The following is a 14,425-nucleotide window of genomic DNA, read 5'->3' as shown; positions in this document are numbered from 1 at the left end:
TTTGTAATCGCATCGCCTTGGCATTTTCCCGGATGTCGTCCCGCTCCGCGTCGCGCGCTCAGCCCCTTCCCGAAAAGCTCTCCCTTTTGCTGCACGAGGCGAAATGGCTCGCGCTCGGCGTGCTGTCGCTATACATTGGGCTGATTTTGCTCGGTTACAGTAAAAGCGATCCGGGCTGGTCGCATGCCGCGGAGGTGGCGCGCGTCAGTAATCCCGGAGGGCGTTTCGGCGCATGGTTGGCCGATCTGCTGTACTACCTTTTCGGACTGTCGGCTTGGTGGTGGGTGATTTTTCTGGGCTACGGGCTGGCATGGGGGTTTCGCCGGCTGCGTCAGGTCTATCAAGCCGACCGGCGGTCTTTGTTCATCGTGATGGCCGGCTTTTTTGTCGTGTTGTTCAGTAGCAGCGCATTGGAGTCTTTGCGCTTTTACTCGCATGGCGCCGAGCTACCGCTGGCTCCCGGCGGTTTGGTGGGTATGGAGTTGGGGGCTGCAGTGCAGCGCTATCTGGGGTTTACCGGCGGCACTTTGATGCTGCTGGCTTTGCTCGCTTCTGGGTTGTCGCTGTTTTCCGGCATTTCGTGGTTTGCGGTAATCGAGCGGATTGGTCTGGGGGTGGAGCAGGTCTGCCTGGCCGCGCTGCGCGCCTACCACACCTGGCAAGACCGTCGGGTTGGAAAAGCGCTCGCGCAAAAGCGCGAAACGGTGGTCGAGACCAAGCGCCGGAAAACGGCGGAGTCGCCGCCGCCACTGCGCATCGAGCCGGCCGTGGTCGAAGTGCCCAAATCCGAGCGCGTGTTCAAGGAGCGCCAGCAAAGCCTGTTTGCCGACCAGGCCGATGGCGGGCTGCCGCCGCTTGCGCTATTGGATGAAGCCGCCGGCAGCGGTGAGCCGCCCTCGGCCGAAACGCTGGCTTATACCTCGAGACTGATCGAAACCAAGCTGGGCGAGTTTGGCGTCGAGGTCAAGGTGTTGGCGGCTTATCCGGGGCCGGTGATCACCCGCTACGAAATCGAGCCGGCCACCGGGGTCAAGGGCAGTCAAGTAGTCAATCTGGCCAAAGATCTCGCCCGTGCGCTGTCGCTCATTTCCATCCGCGTGGTCGAGACCGTGCCCGGAAAATCCTGCATGGCCTTGGAACTGCCCAATCCCAAGCGCCAGATGGTGCGCTTGTCGGAAATCGTCGGCTCCAAAGCCTTCAACGACATGCATTCGCCGCTCACCGTTGTGCTCGGCAAGGACATCGGTGGTCAGCCGGTGGTGGCCGATCTGGCCAAGATGCCGCACTTACTGGTGGCGGGCACGACTGGCTCGGGCAAGTCGGTGGGCATCAACGCCATGATCCTGTCGCTGCTCTACAAGAGCACGCCGGAGCGGGTGCGGCTGATCATGGTCGACCCGAAGATGCTGGAGTTGTCCATCTACGAGGGCATTCCGCATTTGCTCGCGCCGGTGGTCACCGATATGAAACATGCCGCCAATGCACTGAACTGGTGTGTGGTGGAAATGGACAAGCGCTATAAGCTGATGGCCGCAGTCGGTGTCCGTAACCTCGCAGGTTTCAACAAGGCGGTGGCCGATGCCGCCAAGGCCGGCGCGCCGCTGACCAATCCTTTCTCGATCACCCCGGATAAGCCTGAGCCGCTTGAGCAGCTGCCGCACATCGTGGTGGTGGTCGATGAGCTGGCCGATCTGATGATGGTGGCGGGCAAAAAGATCGAGGAGCTGATTGCCCGCCTGGCGCAAAAGGCCCGTGCGGCGGGCATACATCTGATTCTGGCGACCCAGCGGCCTTCGGTGGATGTCATTACCGGCCTGATCAAGGCCAACGTGCCCACCCGCATCGCCTTTCAGGTATCGAGCAAGATCGACTCGCGCACCATTCTCGATCAAATGGGGGCCGAGACCCTGCTGGGGATGGGGGATATGCTCTATCTGCCGCCCGGCAGCGGCTTGCCGGTCCGGGTGCACGGTGCCTTCGTGGCCGATGAGGAAGTGCACAAGGTCGTCGAGCATCTAAAAAAACTGGGCCCGCCGGATTATGTGGACGGCATCCTTTCTGCGCCGGAGGATGACATGGAGGCCGCCTTGGGCCGTAGCGGCGAAGACGGTGACGAGTCCGATCCGCTCTACGACCAGGCAGTCGAAATCGTCATCAAAACCCGCCGGCCCTCGATCTCGCTGGTGCAACGCCATCTGCGGATCGGCTACAACCGTGCCGCACGCATGATCGAACAGATGGAGCGTGCCGGGTTGGTCAGCCCGATGGGCAGTAACGGCAATCGTGAAGTCATCGTTCCACCCAAGGAGGGCGATTGAGATGTTTCGCTCCATCCGCGCAGCAGCTCTTCGCCAGGCCGGGTGGGCAGCGCTGGTCGTCGCCATGGTGTTTTCGACGAGCGCGGCGCTGGCAGCCGATGGCATTGAGCAATTGCGTCGCTTCGTTGCGCAAACCCGCCATGCGCAGGGCGAGTTCGAACAGACGGTGCATTCTGCTTCCGGACGCAAGCCGCAGCAGGCCCGCGGACAATTCGCCTTCTCGCGTCCGGGGCGCTTCCGCTGGAGTTATGAGGCGCCTTACCCACAGCTGCTGGTCGGTGACGGTGAGCGGCTGTGGTCCTGGGATCGTGACCTCGCCCAGGTCACCGTGCGGCCGTTGAGCGAAGCGCTGGGCAGCACGCCGGCGGCGGTGCTGGTGGGGAGCAGCGACTTCGAGTCGGCTTTCGATCTGGCCGATGGCGGCGCCTCGGACGGGCTGGCCTGGGTCGTGGCCCGTCCCCGTCAGGCCGACAGCGGCTTCGAGTCGATGCGTCTGGGATTGGCCGACGGCGTGTTGCGGCGCATGGAAATGCGCGACAGCTTCGGCCAGCATACGGTGATCGTGTTCACCCGCTTGGCCGCAGTCCAGACGATCGATCCGCAACTATTCCGCTTCACGCCGCCGCCCGGGGCTGACGTGATCGGTCAGTGATCGAGGATATGAGCGACCTGTTCGAGGCGTTGGAGCCGCCGCGCGTGCCGTTGGCCGAGCGGCTGCGCCCGAAAGCGCTCGATGAGGTCGTCGGCCAGCGCCATTTGCTGGCGCCGGGCAAGCCGCTGCGGCTGGCCTTTGAATCCGGCCGGCTGCACTCGATGATTTTGTGGGGCCCGCCGGGCGTGGGCAAGACCACGTTGGCCCGACTGATGGCGCAGGGTTTCAATGCGCAGTTCGTGGCGCTGTCGGCGGTATTTTCCGGCGTCAAGGACATCCGCGAGGCGATCGCGCAGGCGCAGGCCACCCGGGCGCGCGGAGGCCATACGGTTCTTTTCGTCGACGAGGTGCATCGCTTCAACAAGGCGCAGCAGGACGCCTTTTTGCCTTACGTCGAGCAAGGGCTGGTGACCTTCATCGGTGCGACCACCGAAAATCCGTCCTTCGAGGTCAATTCGGCGCTGCTGTCGCGCTCCGCGGTGTATGTGCTCGAACCGCTCGATGCCGAAGCCTTGGGCGGATTGCTCGAACGCGCACGTCTAGCCGCCTGCGCCGACTTGCCCTTCGACGACGATGCGCGAGCACGTCTGATCGGCTTTGCCGATGGCGATGCGCGACGACTGATCAATCTGGTCGAACAGATCCAGATCGCGGCGGAAACCGCAGGAGAGCGCCGGGTGAGCGCAGCATTCGTCGAGCAGGCGCTATCGCGCAATCTGCGCCGCTTCGACAAAGGCGGGGAAGTTTTCTACGACCAGATTTCGGCGCTGCATAAATCGGTGCGCGGCTCGCACCCGGATGCTGCGCTGTACTGGCTATGCCGCATGCTAGACGGCGGTGCCGATCCGCATTACCTGGGACGTCGGCTGGTGCGCATGGCGGTGGAGGATATCGGCCTGGCCGATCCGCGCGCGCTGGAAATTACCCTCAATGCCTGCGCAGCCTACGAGCGCCTGGGCTCGCCAGAAGGCGAGCTTGCGCTGGCGCAGGCCACGGTTTTCTTGGCCTGCGCGGCCAAGTCCAATGCGGTATACAAAGCCTATAATGCCGCCCGCGAATTTGTGGCCAGCGATGAATCCCGTCCGGTGCCCCTGCATCTGCGCAATGCGCCAACGCGGTTGATGAAGGAACTGGGCTACGGCAAAGCTTATCGCTATGCGCACGACGAGCCCAACGCCTACGCCGCGGGCGAATGCTATTTGCCCGAAGGTATGGCAGAGCCCGATTGGTACCAACCCACCGGGCGCGGGCTGGAAGCGCAGATTGCCGAAAAACTTGCGCGCCTGCGGCAGTTGGATGCTGCCGCAGACAAGTCTTCAGGTGGGGATGCAGAGGGTGAGGCGTGCCGTGCGTGAATCAGTGCGGGAGCGGATGGTCGGCCATAAAACGTGCGCACAACTGGCGGGCCTTGGAGGCTTTGGCCAAGTCGCCGCGCGCGGTGGCGCGGTCGATCAGCTCCAGCATGTAGTGAGTCAGAAGCAGCACACCCTCTGGGGTTTGCACCAAGCCGCAGGCCAGTTGCGCCGCGGCGGCGTCGGGGATGTCTTCGTGCTCGGCAATCAGCGCGATTTCATCTTCGGTAAGATCGCAGTAGTCCAGGCAGTCACGTATGGATAGCATCTCTGTTTCTCCTCCAGTTTTTCACTGCCGTCTGCGCGGCTTGTTCAATATTTTTACCCTATGCGATAGCGCGCCGATTGCAAGGTATTTTTTGCTTCTCGGCTTAGGCCAAGCAATTGTTTTGTCTGCTTAAGTTTGCTTTGTGCCGCAATAGTTCCCGCGCAATAAAAAGCGCTTGTAAACAGGGAGATGGCGCACGAATTTGAAAAGCATTTGCAGTATTCGGTGCCATATTCATGATTTGAAAGACTCTTTGGAAGCCTCCCATGCTCGATGTGCAACTTCTCCGTTCCCAGCTCGATCAGGTCGCCCAGCGACTGGCCACGCGCGGCCTCAGCCTGGATGTCGCGGCTTTTCAGGCCATGGAAGATGAGCGCAAGCGCCTGCAGACCCGTACTCAGGAACTGCAGGCTCGGCGCAATGCCCTGTCCAAGGAAATCGGCAAACTCAAAAGCCGAAATGAAGACGCTTCCGCGCTGATGGCCGAGGTCGGGCAAGTGGGTGAAGAGCTGAAATCCTGCGAACAGGCGTTGCCGGATTTGCTCGAGCGCATTGGCGCGTTCGTCGCTGGCCTGCCTAATTTGCCTCATGCAAGCGTGCCGGAAGGTAAAGATGAGCAGGCCAATGTCGAGGTCCGCCGCTGGGGCGTGCCACGCAACTTCGACTTTACACCGCGTGACCATGTCGATCTCGGTGCGCCGCTCGGGCTGGATTTTGAAACCGGCGTCCGCTTGTCGGGTTCGCGGTTTACCTTCATGCGCGCTCAGATCGCGCGCCTGCATCGTGCGCTTGCACAGTTCATGCTGGACGTGCATACCACCGAGCATGGCTATACCGAGTGCTACACGCCTTATATCGTCAACCGCGAAGTGCTGGTCGGCACCGGTCAATTGCCCAAGTTCAAGGAGGATATGTTTTGGGTGCTGCGCGGCGGCGACGGAGAGGGGGTCGAGCAATATCTGATTTCCACCGCCGAAATTCCGCTCACCAACACGGTGCGCGAGCAGGTTTTGCCGCTGGATGCCTTGCCCCTGCGGCTGACCGCACATAGCCCGTGCTTTCGTTCGGAAGCCGGCAGCGCCGGCCGCGACACCCGCGGCATGATTCGCCAGCACCAGTTCGACAAAGTCGAGATGGTGCAGATCGTGCATCCAGAACAAAGCTATCGGGCGCTCGAAGAGATGGTCGGACATGCCGAAGCCATTTTGCAAAAGCTCGGCCTGCCTTACCGGGTGGTGGCGCTGTGCACCGGCGACATGGGGTTTTCGGCCGCCAAGACCTACGACTTGGAAGTTTGGCTGCCGGCGCAGAACACCTACCGCGAAATCTCCAGTTGCTCGAACTGCGAGGACTTCCAAGCCCGCCGTATGCTGGCGCGTTTCAAAAACGCCCAGGGCAAGAACGAGCTGGTGCACACGCTCAACGGTTCCGGCCTGGCGGTGGGCCGGACTTTGGTGGCGGTGTTGGAAAACTACCAGCAGGCCGACGGGTCGATCATCTTGCCGCCGGCACTGGTGCCCTATATGGGGGGCGTGGAGGTGCTGCGCCCTGCGGGCTGACCGGGCCACGCTGCAGAGGTTCAGCCGTTGCGGCTCAGTTTCAGGCCGCGTGGCTGCAATGGCGGCAGATAAGGCGGTTCGATGCGGGTGAGGATGTCGTAGTAATTGCGAATATTCTCGGTCATGATCACCGCCTCGCCGCCGCGCGCGGCCCCCGCTTTGAGGCGCGCGGCGTATTCCGGCCGGGACAGCAGCGGCAATACCGTTTTCAGCCCCCACCAGGAGGTATGATCGCGCTGCATGGTACGGGCAATCGCCCGTGCGCCGCGCAGATGACCCATACCCAGGTTGTAGGCCGCGATCGCCATCCAAGTGCGGTCCGGCTCCGCGATGTCGTCTTGTAACTGATCGCGCAGCATTTCCAGATAACGTGCTCCGCCCAGAATACTGTCGCGCGGATCCAGGCGGTCGCGCACGCCCAGGCGATCGGCGGTTTCCGTGGTCAGCATCATCATGCCGCGCACCCCGGTGCGCGAGATGGCCAGCGGATCCCACTGCGATTCCTGGTAGGCCAGCGCGGCCAGCAGACGCCAGTCGATACCGGTGCGTGTCTGCGCCTCTTGAAAATGTGCGCGATAGCGCGGTAGGCGCTCGCGGACGAGGCTCAAGAAACGGACGATGTCGGCGGTGCTCAGCCGCCGCACATGGCCGAAGTAACGGTCGGCAATGCGGGCAAGCTGGCCGCTTGCACGCATGTGGTCCAGAAAAGTTGCCACCTCCTGGGCTAGGGGGGCGGCCGGCTCCAGCGGCAACGCCCAGGCAATCTGCGACTTGATCGGCAGCTCCCAAACCACGGTGAGTTCCGGGAAGACACGCTTAGCGATGGCGTAATGCAGCCTATCGGTTGCGACCAAATCCAGCTTGCCGGCAGCCGCCTGCTCCAGCAGTGCCTGGTCGCCTTCGGCTGTCGGTCGATGCAGGCTCAGGCCCGGGAGCCGTTTGCGCAGGCGTTCGAGCCTGTCCGCCGGCAGCGAGCCGCGTCGTACCGATACCATACGGCCGTTCAGATCTGCTTCGGTTCTGACCGCTCCCCGGTCGGCGCGCCCGACCAGCACGTAGTCAACTTCGCGTAACGGTGAGGACCAGCGCAGCGGCAACAGATCGTTGCGCGCGAGTCCGGCTGCGGCCAGATGCGCTTCGCCGTCGATGACCGCACGCAGCATCTGGGTGACGTCCGGATACACGACGAAGCTCACCGGCACCTGCAGGTGTTCGCCTAGCGCCAGCAAAAGGTCGTGCTCGAAGCCGGAGCTGCCATCCTCGTCGTAGCGGAACGCAATGGCATCTTGCCGGGTGGCAACACGCAGTTCTCCCAGCGTGCGGTAATCCGGGATGCGCGGCGCATCCGTCGGTCCACAGCCCACAAGCAGGGCGGCCAGCAGGAACAGGATCGGCAGTCGCACGGGCTCAATCCAAAGGTTGGGCGGCGCGATTGTCGATGAGCAGGCGGGCGCAGGGCAAGCAGGCGGGTCACAATCTCGTGATCCGGAGTCAACAGGCTGGGCGGATGCGCTGTTTAAATGTTATATTAGAAAATTCTAAATTTATGGAGATGCCCATGTCCGGAAAGTCCTTCGTGCAAATCACCAACGATGTCTCCAAGGCCCTTGAGGTGCTGCGCGCCGAGGCGCCGGAAACCATGCAGGGTTTTAGCGCGATGGCCAAGGGGGCGCTCAAAGAAGGCACATTGTCCGCCTTGCATAAGGAGTTGATCGCGCTGGCCATCGGCGTGGCCTCGCGTTGCGACGCCTGCATCGGCTTTCATGTCAAGGCACTGATCCGCCTGGGCGTGACCCGTGAGCAACTGATGGAAACCCTGGCTGTGTGTGCTTACATGGGGGGCGGTCCTACGCTGATGTACGCCGCCGAGGCGGTTCGTGCCTACGAGGAACTGCTGTCGCGGACCGCCAAAGCGGGGGTTGCCGCCTGAGGTTGGGAGGAGCGTTTGCGGGGCTGGTGCAATTTACCAAGCTTGTGCGTATAATTCGCCCTCCCGCCAATGCAGCCCTTGCGGGAATGCGGAGAGGTACCGAAGCGGTCATAACGGCGCCGACTCGAAATCGGATGGTCAGGGAAACCTGGCACGGGGGTTCGAATCCCCCCCTCTCCGCCAGTTGTAATAGCTTCCTAAAAAGCTTGACGAAGCGAAATAAGCTGCTAGAATTTCGCTTCTTTCGAGAGCGCCCGTAGCTCATCTGGATAGAGTACCTGGCTACGAACCAGGGGGTAGGAGGTTCGAATCCTTCCGGGCGCGCCAAACATAGAAAAAGCCGACCTCATCGAGGTCGGCTTTTTACTTGTGCGTCAGAAGCCACGCTGGCCTCAGTGGCGGGCGAACACCTCGGTCTTGCCGTTGTGCTCGAAGCTCACCACGTCGTAACGCTCGGCCGGATAGGGGCCTTCCATGCCGGGCGAGCCCATTGGCATTCCAGCAGCAGCGATACCGGCCACCGCAGGCTTTTCGGCCAGTAAGCGACGCACGTCGGCGGCCGGCACATGGCCTTCGACGATATAGCCGCCCACCTTTGCGGTGTGGCAGGCGCCCAGCGCCTGCGGCACACCGCTCTGACGCTTGATGGCGCCCAGTTCGCGGGTAGCGATCTCCTTGACCTCAAAGCCGTTGGCACGCATGTGCTCGGCCCATTTGCCGCAGCAGCCGCAGTGGGGGTCCTTGAACATGATGACTGGCTCACCGCTGGCCGCGGCGGGCAGCGCGCCGCCGAGCGCGAGACAAAGTGCCAGCGGGGCGAGCAGTGGGGACGAGGTGTGGGACATGATCAGTACTCCAGGGTTGAATTTACGGGGTGGCCGGGCCGGTGCCGGGTGAGCGCGGCAGTTGCAAACAAAAGGTGGTGCGGCCGTTGGCCGAGTCCACCGTCAGGCTGCCGCCGTGCACTTCGGCAATCGAGCGGCAGATTGCCAGCCCGAGCCCAGCGCCTTCGCCGTGCTTGCCGCGGCCGGCGCCGGCGCGATGGAAGCGCTCGAAGATATATGGCAGTTGTTCCGGGGCAATGGTTTCACCCCGGTTACTCACTGTCAGCGTGACCCGGGTGTGGTCGCAGGCGATGGCGATATCCACGGTGCTGCCGGGTTCGGCATGGCGCAGCGCGTTCGATAGCAGGTTGGAGAGCGCGCGGCGCAGCATCAGGCGGTCGCCGGTCACCGTGGCGTGGCCGGTGATCGCGATGCCGATGCCTGCTTCGTCGGCCAGGGCTTCGTAGAATTCCGCCAGCGCGTGCGCTTCGACTGCAAGCTCCACGGTCTCCGCGCTGCGCGGCAAGCGGCCGTTGTCGGCCTGGGCGAGAAAGAGCATATCGCTGACCATGCGGGCGATGCGCTCATACTCCTCCATGTGGGAGGCGAGTATCTCGCGGTATTCCTCGGTGCTGCGTGCGCGTGACAGCGCCACCTGGGTTTGGGTCATCAGGTTGGAGATCGGTGTGCGCAGTTCGTGAGCGATATCGGCAGAAAAATCCTTCAAGCGTTGAAAAGACGACTCCAAGCGTGTGAGCATGCCGTTGAGCGCCTTGGCGAGTTCGAGCACTTCGGCCGGCGCACCGTGTTCGGCCAGTCGCTCGCCGAGTTGTTCGGCCGACAGCCGGCGGGCGGTGGCAGTGACCCGCCGTAGCGGCGCAAGCCCCTTGTATGCGGCCAGCCAGCCGAGTAAAGCCGCGGTCACTGCGGCCAGAGAGATGCCCAGCCACAGACGGGTGCGAACCTAGTCAAGAAAATGCGCGTGATGGGAAATGTCCAGCGCAAGCGCCACGTGTACCCACTGGCCCGCATCCGCGCCAGGAAGCCGGAGCGGCTTTTCCCGGCCGATGAATTGGCGCCCGTTTTGCGCCCACATCGTGGCCTGGTCGGGCAAGGGCGCGCCTTGCCGCTGCGCCAGCGGGAAGTGCTCGGCCCGGATGGCAAAAAGACGCTCACCATCGCTGTTGCGCAGCAGCACGCCGATTGTCTCCTGGCCGGCAAAGGCGTCGGCCATGCGCTGGCCGAGTGCGCCAGCGTCGTCCGTTGAGCCGTGCATCAGGTTTTGGATCAAGGTGAATTTGCCGGCGAGTTCATGCTGGTCGAGTTCGCGGAAGTGCGCATCCACCGCGCGCCCGAGTACCGCACCGACTACCACCAGCAAACTGGCAGTGAGCAACGCGAAAAGTAGCGCAATGCGCGCGGTGAGCGAAAACGGCCAGCTCATCTTCACGCCCCTTCCGGCGGCTCCAGCACGTAGCCCATGCCGCGGACGGTGCGGATCAGCTTGGGCTCGAAAGGGTCATCGACCTTGGCGCGCAGCCGGCGCACCGCCACCTCGATGACATTGGTGTCGCTGTCGAAATTCATGTCCCACACTTGGGAGGCGATCAGCGAACGCGGCAGCACTTCGCCTTGGCGGCGCAGCAACAGTTCCAGCAGAGCGAATTCCTTGGCGGTGAGATCGATGCGCTGGCCGGCGCGGGTCACCCGGCGGCGCAGCAGGTCCAGTTCCAGATCGGCCGCACGCAGCCGCTCCGGCTCGCGGGTGCGGCCGCGGCGCAACAGGGTGCGCACCCGGGCGAGCAGTTCGGAAAAAGCGAATGGTTTGACCAGGTAGTCGTCCGCACCCAGTTCCAGGCCGCGCACCCGGTCGTCCACCTGATCGCGAGCCGTCAAAAACAGCACTGCGGTTTCATGCCCGCCACGGCGCAGCGTTTGCAGGATGCCCCAGCCGTCGAGCGAGGGCAGCATCACGTCGAGCACGATCAGGTCGTACTCGCCGTTTTGTGCCAGATGCAGGCCGTCTAAGCCATCGCGCGCGAGATCGACCACGAAGCCGGCCTCACTCAGGCCCTGCCGGAGGTAGTCGCCGGTCTTGGGTTCGTCTTCGACGATGAGAATCTTCATGTTGCGCATTTCGCCTGTTTTGCGAGGCTGCATTGTGCCTGGGGTCTGCCGTGCTGGCCGGCACCTTACAAAAATGTAATCCGACCGTCAGGTTCGCGTCGGGGCGGTGTCGGCAGACTCGCCGACGAATCTTTCTCACCTTCACCGGAGATGTCATGAAAGCACGCTTTACTCTGACTGTCCTGGTCGGCCTTATTTCCCTGGGGGCGGTCGCTTCGGCGATGGCCGCAGGCGGGCATGATGCCCACGGCGCCGCGCACGCTGCCGGCATGCACATGGAGGCTGCTCGCTACGCCGAAGGCACGGTGCGCAAGATCGATACTGCCGCAGGCAAGGTGACGCTCAAGCATGGTCCGCTGGCGCAGCTTGGGATGCCTCCGATGACCATGACATTTACCGCCGACGCCGCGCTGCTGAATAAGCTCAAAGTGGGCGACAAGGTGCGTTTCGTAGCCGAAGAGGTCAATGGGGCATTGACCGTGACCGAACTGGAGGTGTTGCCGTAATGCGGCGTATGCCTGATCTATGAGGCTCCAACGCGGCGCATTGGGGTGCGCACTGCACGATGAGCGCCAAGCCTGCGAGGTCATACGATGAAACTTCTGCCCTCTCTGCGCTGCCGCTGCGCAGTGCTGGCCGCGGTCATTGGCTTGGTGTCGGCGGCGCGGGCCGCCGAGCCGCTTGGCGCCACGCTCGACGAACTGCTGGCCTACGCCCGTGAGCACAACCCGGATCTGGTTGCCAGCACGCTGGAGGCCGAGGCGGCGCATGCGCAGATCGAACCTGCCGCCGCGTTGCCCGACCCGCGCTTCCAGCTCGAGCTGATGGACGTCACTAACACCATGAGTCCAGGGCGCTCGACTTCGCTGTTACCTGGCGAGGTGGGCACCACCCGCTACCGGGTGATCCAGCCGCTGCCCTTCTGGGGCAAGCGCGATTTGCGTGGCGAGGTGGCCGCCGCCCAAGCCGGGCGTACCGATGCGCTGCGCGAACGTACCCGCGTCGAGCTGGAATTCCGCATCAAGAGCGCTTTCGCTCAGCACTACCAAGCTTTCGGGCGCCGCCGCATCCTCGGTGAGACGCTGACCCTGGTCGATCTGCTCGAGCAGGTGGCCACCGCGCGCTACAGCGTTGGCCTGGTGCCGCAGCAGGACGTGATCCGCGCGCAAAGCGAGCGCACCGCGCTGAAGGTGGAACTGATCGAAGCCGAGCGTCGCCAGCGCGATGCCGCGGCCAAGCTCAACGCCGCGCTGGCGCGCGATCCGCATGCCGAACTGGCCCCGCCGCGGACGCTGCCGGCCGCGCCGGAAGAGATCGAGTTGGCGCGATTGACCGAACGGGTGCGTGCCGCTTCGCCCGAGATTGCTGCGGAGCGCGCTGGCATGCTGGCTGCGCAGAAAAACCGTGAACTGACCTGGCTCAATCGCTATCCGGACTTTGCAGTGGGTCTCACCCACAACCGCCCGGCCGGCGGCGAGAGCAACTGGGACGTGATGCTGGAACTCAACATCCCGCTGCAGCAGTCTGCGCGCCGCGCGCAGGAGCGCGCCGCCCTGGCCGGCGAACAGGCCGCCGAAGCGCGTGTCGCCGCCGCCGAGGCTCGCCAGCTGGGCCGTCTGGGCGAGGCCTGGGCGGGCTTCGAGTCGAGCCGGGAGAAGGTCAGAGTGCTACGTGAGACCTTGTTGCCGCAGGCCGACGCCACTTTTGAGTCCGCCCGCGCCGGCTACGAAACCGGGCGGGTCAATTTCAATACCGTGATCGAGGCGCAGCGGCAGATCCTGCGCACCCGCCTTGCTCTGCTGGAGGCCGAAACCGACACCGCGTTGGCGCTGGCCGAACTGGAACTGCTTGCTGGAGGAAGCCTGTGATGCGACCGATGGGTTGGGGCCTGACCGTAGTGGCGATTGCCGTGGCTGCGACTGGCGGCTACTGGGCCGGCCGCGGCGCACAGCGCACGCCGGCGGCCGGCACCGATGTGGCCGCGGCCGGCGAGGCGGCACCTGCGCAAGGCAGCGGCGAACGCAAGATTCTCTACTACCGCAACCCGATGGGCCTGCCGGACACCTCACCGGTGCCCAAGAAGGATTCAATGGGCATGGATTACATTCCGGTGTATGAGGGCGACGAGCCGGACGATACCGGGGTGGTCAAGGTCAGCCCGGCGCGCCTGCAGACCCTGGGCGTGAAGACCGCGCGTGCCGAAACCGCGGTGGTCGATGCCGCGGTGCGCGCGGTGGGCCGGGTGGAAGTAGATGAGCGCCGCATCCACGACGTGGCGCCGCGCTTCGAAGGCTGGATCGAGCGCCTGTTCGTCTCGGCCACCGGCGATCCGGTGAAGAAAGGTCAGCCGCTGTTTGCGGTGTACAGCCCGGAACTGGTCTCGGCGCAGCAGGAACTGCAGATTGCCGAGCGTCTGTCGAGCAGTGTGGGCGCAGGCGATGCCGCGGCGCAGGCCGGCGCCGAGCGCCTGGCCCTGGCTGCGCGCGAGCGCCTGCGCAACTGGCAGGTGGCGCCCGGCAAGGGTGAGGCCGCGCGGGTGACGCTGAACTCGCCGGTCAGTGGCGTGGTGCTGGAAAAGCGTGCGGTCGAAGGCATGCGTTTTGCGCCCGGCACAGCGATCTACCGCATTGCGGACCTGTCCTCGGTATGGGTGCTGGCCGATGTGTATGAACAGGACCTGGCACGGATCGAGGTGGGCGCAAGCGCCCAGCTGAGCCTCGATGCCTACCCCGGCCGCAGCTTCGCAGCCCGCGTGACCTATGTGTACCCGACGCTCAATGCCGCCACCCGCACCACGCCGGTCCGTCTGGAGCTTTCCAACCCGGAGGGCCTGCTGCGTCCGGGCATGTTTGCCCATGTGGAACTGGCTACTGCCGGGCGTAGCCCGCAAGTGACGGTGCCGCGTTCGGCGGTGATCGATTCCGGCGAGCGCCAGGTGGTGCTCGTGGTGCAGGGAGAAGGACGCTTCAAGCCCCAGGCGGTCAAGCTGGGCCAGCGCGGCAGCGAGCGGGTGGAAGTCCTCGACGGGCTGGCCGAGGGCGACGAGGTGGTGGTGGCGGCCAACTTCCTGATCGACGCCGAGAGCAACCTCAAGGCCGCGCTGGCCGCCTTTGTGGCGCCGCAGGCGGCCGCCAAGGTGTATGAGGCCACCGGCCGGATCGAATCCATCGATCTGTCCAGCAACTCGGTGTCGATGACCCACGACCCCATCCCCGACCTGCAGTGGCCGGCGATGACCATGGACTTCGGACTGGACAACCCCGAGGTGACGGCCGGCATTCTGCCCGGCGAGCCGATCTGGTTCGCCTTCGAGGACCGCGGCGACGGCGAGTTCGTCATCACCCGCATCCAGAAGATGGACGGCGCCCATGCTGCCGGCCACGGGGGGCACTGAG

The 14,425-nt window shown here is 64.0% G+C and carries 14 protein-coding genes and 2 tRNA genes; 10 read left to right on the top strand and 6 right to left on the bottom strand.

All coding sequences use genetic code 11. The annotated features are described in order from the left end of the window. Positions 1 to 32: 32 nt before the first annotated feature. The 3 genes from DIE29_RS11685 to DIE29_RS11675 are packed head-to-tail and all read left to right on the top strand — an operon-like array spanning position 33 to position 4,325. Complete coding sequence (locus DIE29_RS11685; RefSeq protein WP_114649977.1) at positions 33 to 2,318, top strand: DNA translocase FtsK; 2,286 nt, start codon at positions 33 to 35, stop codon at positions 2,316 to 2,318. 1 nt (position 2,319) lies between these two features. After that, positions 2,320 to 2,970, top strand: coding sequence for an outer membrane lipoprotein periplasmic chaperone LolA (gene lolA, locus DIE29_RS11680; RefSeq protein WP_114649976.1), 651 nt, complete (start codon positions 2,320 to 2,322; stop codon positions 2,968 to 2,970). 8 nt (positions 2,971 to 2,978) lie between these two features. After that, the gene (locus DIE29_RS11675) at positions 2,979 to 4,325 is read left to right on the top strand and encodes a replication-associated recombination protein A (protein ID WP_114650323.1); all 1,347 of its coding nucleotides are present in this window, start codon (positions 2,979 to 2,981) and stop codon (positions 4,323 to 4,325) included. A gap of 1 nt (position 4,326) precedes the next feature. Here DIE29_RS11675 and DIE29_RS11670 read toward each other — a convergent pair whose 3' ends face one another. Then, entirely contained in the window at positions 4,327 to 4,590 is a 264-nt protein-coding gene (locus tag DIE29_RS11670; RefSeq protein ID WP_102042521.1) for a hypothetical protein, read from the bottom strand. Between the two features lie 266 nt (positions 4,591 to 4,856). Here DIE29_RS11670 and serS point away from each other — a divergent pair, with 266 nt between their 5' ends. Further along, positions 4,857 to 6,149 (top strand): serine--tRNA ligase, encoded by a 1,293-nt coding sequence (gene serS / locus DIE29_RS11665; RefSeq protein WP_114649975.1) that lies wholly within the window; start codon positions 4,857 to 4,859, stop codon positions 6,147 to 6,149. Positions 6,150 to 6,169: 20 nt separating this feature from the next. Here serS and mltF read toward each other — a convergent pair whose 3' ends face one another. Continuing rightward, on the bottom strand, positions 6,170 to 7,552 hold the full coding sequence (mltF, locus tag DIE29_RS11660; RefSeq protein WP_114649974.1) for a membrane-bound lytic murein transglycosylase MltF: 1,383 nt from the start codon (positions 7,550 to 7,552) through the stop codon (positions 6,170 to 6,172). A gap of 155 nt (positions 7,553 to 7,707) precedes the next feature. On the opposite strand from mltF, the gene DIE29_RS11655 reads away from it, so the two are divergent. The 3 genes from DIE29_RS11655 to DIE29_RS11645 all read left to right on the top strand — a co-directional run bounded on the left by DIE29_RS11655 (position 7,708) and on the right by DIE29_RS11645 (position 8,406). After that, a complete protein-coding gene (locus tag DIE29_RS11655; protein WP_102043279.1) occupies positions 7,708 to 8,079 on the top strand; it encodes a carboxymuconolactone decarboxylase family protein in 372 nt (123 codons plus the stop codon). Between the two features lie 90 nt (positions 8,080 to 8,169). After that, positions 8,170 to 8,262 (top strand) — tRNA-Ser (locus tag DIE29_RS11650). A 67-nt stretch (positions 8,263 to 8,329) separates the two neighbouring features. After that, positions 8,330 to 8,406: transfer RNA gene (locus DIE29_RS11645), tRNA-Arg, on the top strand. A 65-nt stretch (positions 8,407 to 8,471) separates the two neighbouring features. Here DIE29_RS11645 and DIE29_RS11640 read toward each other — a convergent pair. Genes DIE29_RS11640 through DIE29_RS11630 form a run of 4 tightly spaced genes read right to left on the bottom strand, consistent with a single transcriptional unit; the run spans position 8,472 to position 11,030 of the window. Next, positions 8,472 to 8,924, bottom strand: coding sequence for a DUF411 domain-containing protein (locus DIE29_RS11640; RefSeq protein WP_114649973.1), 453 nt, complete (start codon positions 8,922 to 8,924; stop codon positions 8,472 to 8,474). 22 nt (positions 8,925 to 8,946) lie between these two features. Then, positions 8,947 to 9,828, bottom strand: a complete 882-nt coding sequence (locus DIE29_RS14860) for a heavy metal sensor histidine kinase (protein ID WP_237269450.1) — start codon at positions 9,826 to 9,828, stop codon at positions 8,947 to 8,949. A 39-nt stretch (positions 9,829 to 9,867) separates the two neighbouring features. Continuing rightward, positions 9,868 to 10,347 (bottom strand): Cu(+)/Ag(+) sensor histidine kinase, encoded by a 480-nt coding sequence (locus tag DIE29_RS14855; protein WP_237269449.1) that lies wholly within the window; start codon positions 10,345 to 10,347, stop codon positions 9,868 to 9,870. A 2-nt stretch (positions 10,348 to 10,349) separates the two neighbouring features. Next, the gene (locus DIE29_RS11630) at positions 10,350 to 11,030 is read right to left on the bottom strand and encodes a heavy metal response regulator transcription factor (RefSeq protein ID WP_102043278.1); all 681 of its coding nucleotides are present in this window, start codon (positions 11,028 to 11,030) and stop codon (positions 10,350 to 10,352) included. A gap of 155 nt (positions 11,031 to 11,185) precedes the next feature. Here DIE29_RS11630 and DIE29_RS11625 point away from each other — a divergent pair, with 155 nt between their 5' ends. From DIE29_RS11625 to DIE29_RS11615, 3 genes are all read left to right on the top strand, one after another. Next, positions 11,186 to 11,536, top strand: coding sequence for a copper-binding protein (locus DIE29_RS11625; protein ID WP_174202316.1), 351 nt, complete (start codon positions 11,186 to 11,188; stop codon positions 11,534 to 11,536). An 87-nt stretch (positions 11,537 to 11,623) separates the two neighbouring features. Next, positions 11,624 to 12,898, top strand: a complete 1,275-nt coding sequence (locus DIE29_RS11620; protein WP_102042516.1) for a TolC family protein — start codon at positions 11,624 to 11,626, stop codon at positions 12,896 to 12,898. Beyond that, positions 12,898 to 14,424 carry an efflux RND transporter periplasmic adaptor subunit gene (locus tag DIE29_RS11615; RefSeq protein WP_174202315.1) on the top strand — a complete coding sequence of 509 codons (1,527 nt, stop codon included), beginning with the start codon at positions 12,898 to 12,900 and terminating at the stop codon, positions 14,422 to 14,424. The genes DIE29_RS11620 and DIE29_RS11615 overlap by 1 nt, the downstream gene beginning before the upstream one ends. The last annotated feature ends 1 nt before the right edge of the window (position 14,425 follow it).

Source organism: Pseudothauera hydrothermalis (assembly GCF_003345255.1).
Lineage (GTDB): Bacteria > Pseudomonadota > Gammaproteobacteria > Burkholderiales > Rhodocyclaceae > Pseudothauera > Pseudothauera hydrothermalis.
This window is presented reverse-complemented; position numbering and strand designations above follow the sequence as displayed.

What these genes read in the sequence shown, in the direction of transcription:
- DIE29_RS11620 (WP_102042516.1), top strand. Translation starts at nt 11,624, where the DNA reads ATGAAACTTCTGCCCTCTCTGCGCTGCCGCTGCGCAGTGCTGGCCGCG.
- DIE29_RS11615 (WP_174202315.1), top strand. Translation starts at nt 12,898, where the DNA reads ATGCGACCGATGGGTTGGGGCCTGACCGTAGTGGCGATTGCCGTGGCT.
- DIE29_RS11685 (WP_114649977.1), top strand. Translation starts at nt 33, where the DNA reads ATGTCGTCCCGCTCCGCGTCGCGCGCTCAGCCCCTTCCCGAAAAGCTC.
- DIE29_RS11670 (WP_102042521.1), bottom strand. Translation starts at nt 4,590, where the DNA reads ATGCTATCCATACGTGACTGCCTGGACTACTGCGATCTTACCGAAGAT.
- DIE29_RS11640 (WP_114649973.1), bottom strand. Translation starts at nt 8,924, where the DNA reads ATGTCCCACACCTCGTCCCCACTGCTCGCCCCGCTGGCACTTTGTCTC.
- DIE29_RS11655 (WP_102043279.1), top strand. Translation starts at nt 7,708, where the DNA reads ATGTCCGGAAAGTCCTTCGTGCAAATCACCAACGATGTCTCCAAGGCC.
- DIE29_RS14855 (WP_237269449.1), bottom strand. Translation starts at nt 10,347, where the DNA reads ATGAGCTGGCCGTTTTCGCTCACCGCGCGCATTGCGCTACTTTTCGCG.
- DIE29_RS11675 (WP_114650323.1), top strand. Translation starts at nt 2,979, where the DNA reads ATGAGCGACCTGTTCGAGGCGTTGGAGCCGCCGCGCGTGCCGTTGGCC.
- DIE29_RS11625 (WP_174202316.1), top strand. Translation starts at nt 11,186, where the DNA reads ATGAAAGCACGCTTTACTCTGACTGTCCTGGTCGGCCTTATTTCCCTG.
- serS (WP_114649975.1), top strand. Translation starts at nt 4,857, where the DNA reads ATGCTCGATGTGCAACTTCTCCGTTCCCAGCTCGATCAGGTCGCCCAG.
- lolA (WP_114649976.1), top strand. Translation starts at nt 2,320, where the DNA reads ATGTTTCGCTCCATCCGCGCAGCAGCTCTTCGCCAGGCCGGGTGGGCA.
- DIE29_RS11630 (WP_102043278.1), bottom strand. Translation starts at nt 11,030, where the DNA reads ATGAAGATTCTCATCGTCGAAGACGAACCCAAGACCGGCGACTACCTC.